Origin of the sequence: Thalassobaculum sp., assembly GCF_040219215.1 — a bacterium.
In the GTDB taxonomy this organism is placed as follows: Bacteria; Pseudomonadota; Alphaproteobacteria; order Thalassobaculales; family Thalassobaculaceae; genus Thalassobaculum_A.
Window position 1 is genome coordinate 1 of the sequence record NZ_JAVJSX010000045.1, and the last position, 8,728, is coordinate 8,728.

Here is an 8,728-nt window from a genome sequence, read left to right on the forward strand (position 1 = left end):
CGCTATGCGGACAAGCGCTCCAAGCTCGAGACCGGCGACGATCTGGCGCCCGGCGTGCTGAAGATCGTCAAGGTCTATCTCGCCATCAAACGGCGCATCCAGCCGGGCGACAAGATGGCCGGCCGTCACGGCAACAAGGGCGTGATCTCGGTGATCATGCCCGTGGAGGACATGCCGTTCGACAGTAACGGTGAGCCGGTAGACGTGGTCCTGAATCCCCTCGGCGTGCCGTCGCGCATGAACGTGGGCCAGGTCCTGGAGACCCATCTGGGCTGGGCGGCCAAAGGCATCGGCAGCAAGATCGACGCGATGATCGCCGGCCAGCAGAAGGTGGCCGAAGTGCGTGGCTATCTCGAGCAGGTGTACAACTCGGTTGGAGAGCCCAAGGTCGACCTGAAGTCCCTGTCGGATGCTGAGCTGATCGAACTCGCCACCAACCTCAAGAGCGGCCTGCCCATCGCCACCCCGGTGTTCGACGGTGCCAACGAGGCCGAGATCAAGAAGCTTCTCGAGCTGGCGGATCTGCCGGTTACCGGCCAGTCGACGCTCTACAACGGGCGCACGGGCGACCAGTTCGACCGCCCGGTCACCGTGGGCTACATGTACATGCTGAAGTTGAACCACCTGGTCGACGACAAGATGCACGCCCGCTCCACCGGATCCTACAGCCTGGTGACCCAGCAGCCGCTGGGCGGCAAGGCTCAGTTCGGCGGTCAGCGCTTCGGTGAGATGGAAGTCTGGGCACTGGAAGCCTACGGCGCGGCTTACACCCTGCAGGAAATGCTCACCGTCAAATCCGACGACGTCAGCGGACGTACCAAGATGTACAAGAACATCGTGGACGGCGACTACAAGATGGAGCCGGGGATGCCGGAATCCTTCAACGTGCTGGTCAAGGAGATCCGGTCGCTCGGAATCGACATGGAATTGGAGAGCGAATGACGGCATTCGCCCCCTGTAGGAACGCTCTCCAGAGCGTGAACAGCACCCAGTCAGGAGCCGGTCGGAACGCCGCCCGGAGAAGCGCGGTCTGGAGACCGCTCCTACGTACAACGGTGGAGGTAAGACCTTGAAAGACCTACTCAATCTGCTGAAATCCCAGGGCAGCGTCGACGAGTTTGATAGCCTGCGCATCGGTCTGGCTTCGCCGGACATGATCCGCTCCTGGTCTTTTGGCGAGGTCAAAAAGCCGGAAACCATCAACTACCGGACGTTCAAGCCTGAGCGCGACGGTCTGTTCTGTGCCCGCATCTTCGGGCCCATCAAGGACTACGAGTGCCTGTGCGGCAAGTACAAGCGCCTCAAGCACCGTGGCGTCATCTGCGAGAAGTGCGGGGTCGAGGTGACGCTCACCAAGGTCCGGCGTGAGCGCATGGGTCACATCGAGCTGGCCAGCCCCGTTGCTCACATCTGGTTCCTCAAGTCGCTGCCCTCGCGGATCGGCCTGCTGCTCGACATGACCCTGCGCGACATCGAGCGCGTGCTCTATTTCGAGTCCTTCGTCGTCGTCGATCCGGGATTGACGGATCTCGAGGTCGGCCAGTTGCTGACCGACGAGGACTACTACCAGAAGCTCGAAGAGTTCGGCGACGAGTTCGACGCCCGCATGGGTGCCGAGGCGGTGCAGGCGCTGCTCCACAACCTCGATCTGGAAACCGAGATCGCGCGTCTGCGCGAGGAGATTCCGGCCACCAACTCCGAGACCAAGATCAAGAAGCTCTCCAAGCGGCTCAAGCTCATGGAGGCGTTCCAGTCCTCGGGCAACGACCCCGAGTGGATGATCATGTCCGTGTTGCCGGTGCTGCCGCCGGATCTGCGGCCGCTCGTGCCGCTGGATGGCGGCCGCTTCGCTACCTCGGATCTCAATGACCTCTACCGCCGGGTCATCAACCGCAACAACCGGCTGAAGCGGCTGCTGGATCTCTCGGCGCCGGACATCATCGTGCGCAACGAGAAGCGCATGCTGCAGGAGTCCGTGGACGCGCTGCTCGACAACGGTCGCCGCGGCCGTGCCATCACCGGTTCGAACAAGCGTCCGCTCAAGTCTCTGGCTGACATGATCAAGGGCAAACAGGGCCGCTTCCGCCAGAACCTGCTCGGCAAGCGCGTCGACTATTCCGGCCGCTCGGTGATCGTGGTGGGCCCGACGCTGCGGCTGCACCAGTGTGGCCTGCCGAAGAAGATGGCGCTTGAGCTGTTCAAGCCGTTCATCTTCGGCAAGCTGGAAGCGCGTGGCCTCGCCACAACCATCAAAGCGGCGAAAAAGATGGTAGAACGCGAGACCTCCGAGGTCTGGGACATCCTGGCCGAAGTGATCCGCGAGCATCCGGTGCTCCTGAACCGGGCGCCGACTCTGCACCGTCTTGGCATTCAGGCTTTCGAGCCGGTGCTCATCGAAGGCAAGGCGATCCAGCTGCACCCGTTGGTCTGTACAGCCTACAACGCGGACTTCGACGGCGACCAGATGGCCGTGCACGTGCCGCTGACCCTGGAAGCTCAGCTCGAGAGCCGGGCCCTGATGATGTCGACCAACAACATCCTCTCGCCGGCGAGCGGTGAACCGATCATCGTGCCGTCGCAGGACGTGGTGCTTGGGCTTTACTACATGACCCGGGAGAAGATCAACGCCCGTGGCGAGGGCCGCACGTTTGCCGACATCGAGGAAGTGCATCGCGCCTACCATGGCGGCCAGGTGAGCCTGCATGCCCGGGTGAGAGTGCGCATCGTGGAGCATCAGGTCGCTGAAGACGGCAGCGGCAACATCACCCCGGTGCGTTCGTTGATGGAAACGACCGTGGGGCGTGCGCTGTTCTACGAGATCGTGCCGAAGCAGCTGCCGTTCGAGATGGTCAACAAGCCTCTCGACAAAAAGTCCATCTCCGGGCTGATCAACGCCTGCTACCGCAACGTCGGTCTGAAAGAAACGGTGATCTTCGCCGACCAGCTGATGTACACCGGCTTCGCCCATTCGACGGCGTCGGGCGCTTCAATTGGCGTGGACGACTTCGTCATTCCGGCCGACAAGGTGCGGATCATTTCCGAAGCGGAAGCCGAGGTGGCCGAGATCGAGTCGCAGTTTGCCTCCGGTCTGGTGACCGCCGGTGAGAAATACAACAAGGTGGTCGACATCTGGTCGCGTGCCAATGACCTGGTCGCGCGGTCGATGATGGAAGGCATCTCGAAGGAGAAGGTGAACACCCGCGACGGCGAAGAAGTTGATCAGGACTCCTTCAATTCAGTGTTCATCTACGCGGACTCCGGTGCCCGCGGCTCCCCCGCGCAGATTCGTCAGCTGGCCGGCATGCGTGGCCTGATGACCCGGCCGGACGGCAGCATCATCGAGAACGCCATCACGGCGAACTTCCGTGAAGGTCTGTCGGTGAACGAGTACTTCATCTCCACCCACGGCGCCCGCAAGGGACTGGCGGACACGGCGTTGAAGACGGCGAATTCGGGTTACCTCACCCGGCGTCTGGTCGACGTCGCTCAGGACGTGGTGATCACCGAACGCGATTGCGGTACCGACCAGGGGCTGCTCGTGTCTGCCATCATCGAAGGCGGCGACGTGGTGGAACCGCTCGGGGATCGTGTGCTCGGTCGCGTCGTAGCGTCCAATGTCTACGCCACCGACGGCAAGACCGTACTCATCGAACAGGGGACCATGCTGGATGAGGCCTGGGTCGAACAGCTCGACCAGATGGGCGTAGACCAGATGCGGGTCCGCTCGCCGATTACCTGCCAGACCCGGCACGGCGTGTGCAGTTCCTGCTACGGGCGCGACCTCGCCCGTGGCCATCAGGTGAACACGGGCGAATCGGTCGGGGTGATCGCAGCCCAGTCGATCGGCGAGCCCGGCACGCAGCTCACCATGCGTACCTTCCACATCGGCGGTGCCGCATCGCGGGCCACGGCCATCGACAGCATCCAGGTCAAGCATGGCGGCTTCGTGCGCCTGCACAACCTGAAGACGGTGACCAAGGAGTCCGGCGAGCTGGTGGCGGTGTCACGGTCCGGTGAAATTGCCATCGCCGACAGTCACGGCCGCGAGCGCGAGCGCTACAAGCTGCCCTACGGTGCCGTCATTGCGGTGGGTGAGGGCGACGAGGTGGAAGCCGGTCAGGTGATTGCCCAATGGGACCCGCACACCCACCCCATCGTGACCGAGGTGTCAGGGGTGGTTCACATGCAGGACATGGAAGAGGGCCTGTCGATCAACCGTCAGACCGACGAACTCACCGGTCTCACCAATATCATGGTGATGGATCCGAAGGACCGGCCCAGTGCCGGCAAGGATCTGCGCCCGGCGGTTACGCTAGTGGACGGCAAGGGCAACACGGTGGCGCTGCCCGGCAGCGACCTGCCGGCCCACTACTTCCTGCCCAACAACGGCATCGTCAATCTGGAAGACGGCGAGAAGGTCGGCGTGGGCGACATCATCGCCCGTATCCCCCAGGAGGGCTCCAAGACCCGGGACATCACCGGCGGTCTGCCGCGGGTGGCGGACCTGTTCGAGGCGCGCAAGCCCAAGGAGCCGGCGATCCTCGCGGAACAGTCCGGCATGGTCAGCTTCGGCAAGGAGACCAAAGGCAAGCGCCGGCTGGTGATCACCCCGCTGGACGGCGACCCGGTGGAAACGCTGATTCCGAAGTGGCGCAACATCGGCGTCTTTGAAGGCGAGCAGGTTGAGAAGGGTGAGGTGGTCTGTGACGGTCCGCCGAGCCCGCACGACATTCTGCGGCTGAAGAGCGTTGCCGACCTTGCGGAGTACATCACCAACGAGATCCAGGAGGTGTACCGGCTGCAGGGCGTGACCATCAACGACAAGCACATCGAAGTCATCGTTCGGCAGATGTTGCGCAAGGCGGAGATCACCGATCCGGGTGATTCCGAGTTCATCCGCGGCGAGCAGGTGGAATACGTGGCGGTACTCGAGGCCAATGAAGCCCTGGAGGCCGAAGGCAAGCATCCGGCGAAGTTCGAGCGCGTGCTGCTCGGCATCACCAAGGCCTCGCTGGCGACGGAATCCTTCGTCTCTGCGGCATCCTTCCAGGAGACGACGCGGGTGCTCACGGAGGCTGCCGTCACCGGCAAACGCGACTATCTGCGTGGCCTCAAGGAGAACGTCGTGGTGGGTCGCCTGATACCGGCGGGTACCGGCCTGGCCTATCACAGCGACCGCAAGCGCCGTCGCGCCGAGGACCTGGCGACGCGCCAGGCCAAGGAGCAGGGCGCCACGGCGGACGAGGTCGAACAGGCCCTGTCCGAGGCGCTGTCGAACAGCGACTGAGTCTCCAACCGATCGGCGAAGCCGAACGGCTGGAGCCCGTTGTTTTATCCCGGGCGCGCGATTAGAATCGCGCGCCTGTTTTATCCGGCTTCGGACCGCGGCGCCGGCGAATTGGATCATAGAGAGAAACTATGGCGAGAATCAGCCAGCTCGTGCGCAAGCCGCGCAAGCGCAAAGTCGACAAGAACATCGTGCCCGCTCTGCAGGGCAGCCCGCAGAAGCGGGGTGTGTGCACGCGCGTCTATACCACCACGCCGAAGAAACCCAACTCGGCGTTGCGCAAGGTCTGCCGGGTGCGTCTGACCAACGGGTACGAGGTGACCTCGTACATCGGTGGTGAGGGCCACAACCTTCAGGAGCACTCGGTGGTGCTGATCCGCGGCGGCCGCGTGAAGGACCTGCCGGGCGTGCGCTATCACACGGTGCGGGGAACTCTCGATACGTCGGGGGTGTCCGATCGTCGTCAGCGCCGCTCCAAGTACGGCGCCAAGCGTCCGAAGTAAGTCAACAGAGGGCAACGGTGGAGATGACCGCCAGCCAGTAAGCAGACAGATAGAAAATCTGTTCCAGTAAGGCCCGGACCCCGCCTGGCGGGGTTTCTTCCGGGATCAACCTGAAGCCATGGAGCTCAACGCATGCCAAGACGTCGCATCGTCGCGAAGCGGGAAATTCTTCCCGATCCGAAGTACCACAACCAGACGGTAGCCAAGTTCATCAACCACGTGATGGTCAGCGGCAAGAAGGCCGTGGCCGAGCGGATCGTCTACGGTGCGCTCTCGCGCATCGAAGGCCGCGGCGCCAGCGATCCGGTAGACGTGTTCGAAAAAGCCCTGGACGCCGTTGCCCCGTTCGTCGAGGTCAAGGCGCGGCGGGTCGGTGGTGCCACCTATCAGGTCCCGGTCGAAGTACGCCCGTCCCGGCGTCAGGCGCTGGCGATGCGCTGGCTGGTGGACAGCGCCCGCAAGCGTGGCGAGAAGTCCATGGCCGCGCGCCTGGCGGGTGAGTTCATGGACGCGGCCGAGGGTCGCGGCAGCGCCGTGAAAAAGCGTGAGGATACGCACCGCATGGCTGAGGCCAACAAGGCGTTCTCTCACTACCGATACTGATCGGCTCTCGATCCCATTTATTCATAGACGCTAACGGAGAGCATCATGCCCCGCAAAACCCCCATTGCGCGATACCGGAACATCGGCATCGTGGCCCACGTGGACGCCGGCAAGACGACCACGACGGAGAGGGTGCTGTTCTACACCGGCCTGTCACACAAGATCGGCGAGGTACATGACGGCGCCGCCACGATGGACTGGATGGAGCAGGAGCAGGAGCGGGGAATCACCATCACCTCGGCTGCGACCACGTGCTTCTGGGCGGGCATGAACCAGCAGTTCGATGAGCACCGGGTGAACATCATCGATACCCCCGGGCACGTCGACTTCACCATCGAGGTCGAGCGCAGCCTGCGGGTTCTCGACGGCGCGGTAGTGGTCTTCTGTGGCACCTCGGGGGTGGAGCCGCAGTCCGAGACCGTATGGCGCCAGGCCAACAAGTACGAAGTTCCGCGAATCGTGTTCGTCAACAAGATGGACCGGGCCGGAGCCGACTTCCTGCGCGTCGTCGCGCAGATCAAGAAACGCCTCGGTTCCACGCCCGTGCCGATCCAGCTGGCGGTCGGTTCGGAGGAGGACTTCCGCGGCGTGGTGGACCTGGTGAAGATGAAGGCCATCCTCTGGAACGATTCGGATCAGGGCCTCACCTACGATCTCGAGGACATCCCGGCGGACATGGCGGACGAAGCCGCGCACTGGCGCGAGCAGATGGTGGAAGCGGCGGCCGAAGCCAACGATCAGCTCATGGAGAAGTACCTCGACGGCAACGAGCTGACCGAGGAAGAGATCAAGAAGGGTCTGCGCCAGCGCACCATCGCGAACGAGATCGTGCCTGCGCTGTGCGGTTCGGCTTTCAAGAACAAGGGTGTGCAGGCGATGCTCGACGCGGTGATCGAGTACCTGCCGGCGCCGACCGAGGTACGGGCCATCGAAGGTACCCTCGACGACGGTGAAACGGTGGAGACCCGGGTTGCTGACGACGATGCGCCGTTCTCGGCGCTGGCGTTCAAGATCGCCACGGACCCGTTCGTCGGCACCCTGACCTTCTTCCGCGTCTATTCCGGCGTGCTGTCGTCTGGCGACCAGGTCTTCAACCCGGTCAAGAGCAAGCGCGAGCGGGTTGGACGGATGGTGCAGATGCACTCGAACCACCGCAATGAGATCAAGGAAGTGCGCGCCGGCGACATTGCCGCCGCCATCGGCCTCAAGGATGTGACCACCGGCGACACCCTGTGCGACATGAGCAAGGTCATCACCCTGGAGCGCATGGAGTTCCCCGAGCCGGTGATCTCTGTGGCCGTGGAGCCGAAGTCCAAGCCGGACCAGGAAAAGATGGGTGTTGCTCTGGGCAAGCTGGCCCAGGAGGACCCGTCGTTCCGCGTGAAAACCGACGAGGAGTCCGGCCAGACCATCATTTCCGGCATGGGTGAGCTGCACCTCGACATCATCGTCGACCGCATGCGCCGCGAGTTCGGCGTTGAGGCCAACATCGGCAAGCCCCAGGTGGCCTATCGGGAGTCGATCCGTCAGGCGGTGGAGATCGAAGGCAAGTTCGTCCGTCAGTCGGGCGGCCGCGGTCAGTACGGCCACGTCTGGCTCAAGCTCGAACCGATCCGTCACGAGGAAGGCGAAGAGAATCCGCTGCACTACGAGTTCGTCGACGAGATCGTCGGCGGTGCGGTACCCAGGGAATACATCCCTGCAGTGAGCAAAGGCATCGAGGAACAGATGCAGAACGGCGTCCTGGCAGGCTACCCGCTGATCGACGTGCGGGCGACTCTGTTCGACGGCTCCTTCCACGAAGTCGACTCGTCGGAAATGGCATTCAAGATTGCCGGCTCCATGGCCCTCAAGGCGGGTGCGTTGAAGGCGAGGCCGGTCATGCTCGAGCCGATCATGGCGGTGGAAGTCGTCACCCCCGAAGACTACATGGGTGACGTGGTGGGCGACCTCAACCGCCGCCGCGGCATCATCCAGGGCATGGACGAGAACCCGGCCGGCAAGATCATCCGCGCCGAGGTGCCGCTGTCGGAGATGTTCGGTTATTCCACCGATCTGCGCAGCGCAACCCAGGGCCGCGCGAGCTACGTCATGGAATTCGAGCGCTATTCAGAGGTGCCGGACAACATCGCGCAGGGTCTGATCCAGCAGTAGCCAGATTAACGAAACAGGAATGACGGGAGACTAGGTAAAGCCATGTCCAAAGCGAAATTCGAGCGTAAGAAGCCGCACGTGAATGTGGGGACGATTGGTCACGTAGACCATGGTAAGACGACGCTGACGGCGGCGCTGACGAAGGTTTGCGCGGAGGAGTTTGGTGGTGAGGCTCGGGCGT

The 8,728-nt window shown here is 63.1% G+C and carries 6 protein-coding genes; all 6 read left to right on the forward strand.

Annotated features, from left to right (window positions below):
• A partial coding sequence (locus RIC54_RS27020) for a DNA-directed RNA polymerase subunit beta (protein ID WP_502990183.1) occupies positions 1-942 on the forward strand: 942 nt, incomplete at its 5' end.
• 127 nt (positions 943-1,069) lie between these two features.
• Positions 1,070-5,287, forward strand: a complete 4,218-nt coding sequence (gene rpoC, locus RIC54_RS27025) for a DNA-directed RNA polymerase subunit beta' (protein ID WP_350151615.1) — start codon at positions 1,070-1,072, stop codon at positions 5,285-5,287.
• 131 nt (positions 5,288-5,418) lie between these two features.
• Positions 5,419-5,790 carry a 30S ribosomal protein S12 gene (gene rpsL / locus RIC54_RS27030; protein ID WP_350151617.1) on the forward strand — a complete coding sequence of 124 codons (372 nt, stop codon included), beginning with the start codon at positions 5,419-5,421 and terminating at the stop codon, positions 5,788-5,790.
• Positions 5,791-5,922: 132 nt separating this feature from the next.
• Positions 5,923-6,393, forward strand: a complete 471-nt coding sequence (gene rpsG / locus RIC54_RS27035) for a 30S ribosomal protein S7 (protein ID WP_350151619.1) — start codon at positions 5,923-5,925, stop codon at positions 6,391-6,393.
• Positions 6,394-6,438: 45 nt separating this feature from the next.
• Positions 6,439-8,547, forward strand: coding sequence for an elongation factor G (gene fusA / locus RIC54_RS27040; protein WP_350151621.1), 2,109 nt, complete (start codon positions 6,439-6,441; stop codon positions 8,545-8,547).
• 42 nt (positions 8,548-8,589) lie between these two features.
• Positions 8,590-8,728 (forward strand): GTP-binding protein (locus tag RIC54_RS27045; protein ID WP_350151623.1); only part of this gene is annotated, 139 nt, incomplete at its 3' end.

Coding starts and splice junctions, on each gene's coding strand:
- rpsL (WP_350151617.1), top strand. CDS start 5,419: ATGGCGAGAATCAGCCAGCTCGTGCGCAAGCCGCGCAAGCGCAAAGTC.
- fusA (WP_350151621.1), top strand. CDS start 6,439: ATGCCCCGCAAAACCCCCATTGCGCGATACCGGAACATCGGCATCGTG.
- rpsG (WP_350151619.1), top strand. CDS start 5,923: ATGCCAAGACGTCGCATCGTCGCGAAGCGGGAAATTCTTCCCGATCCG.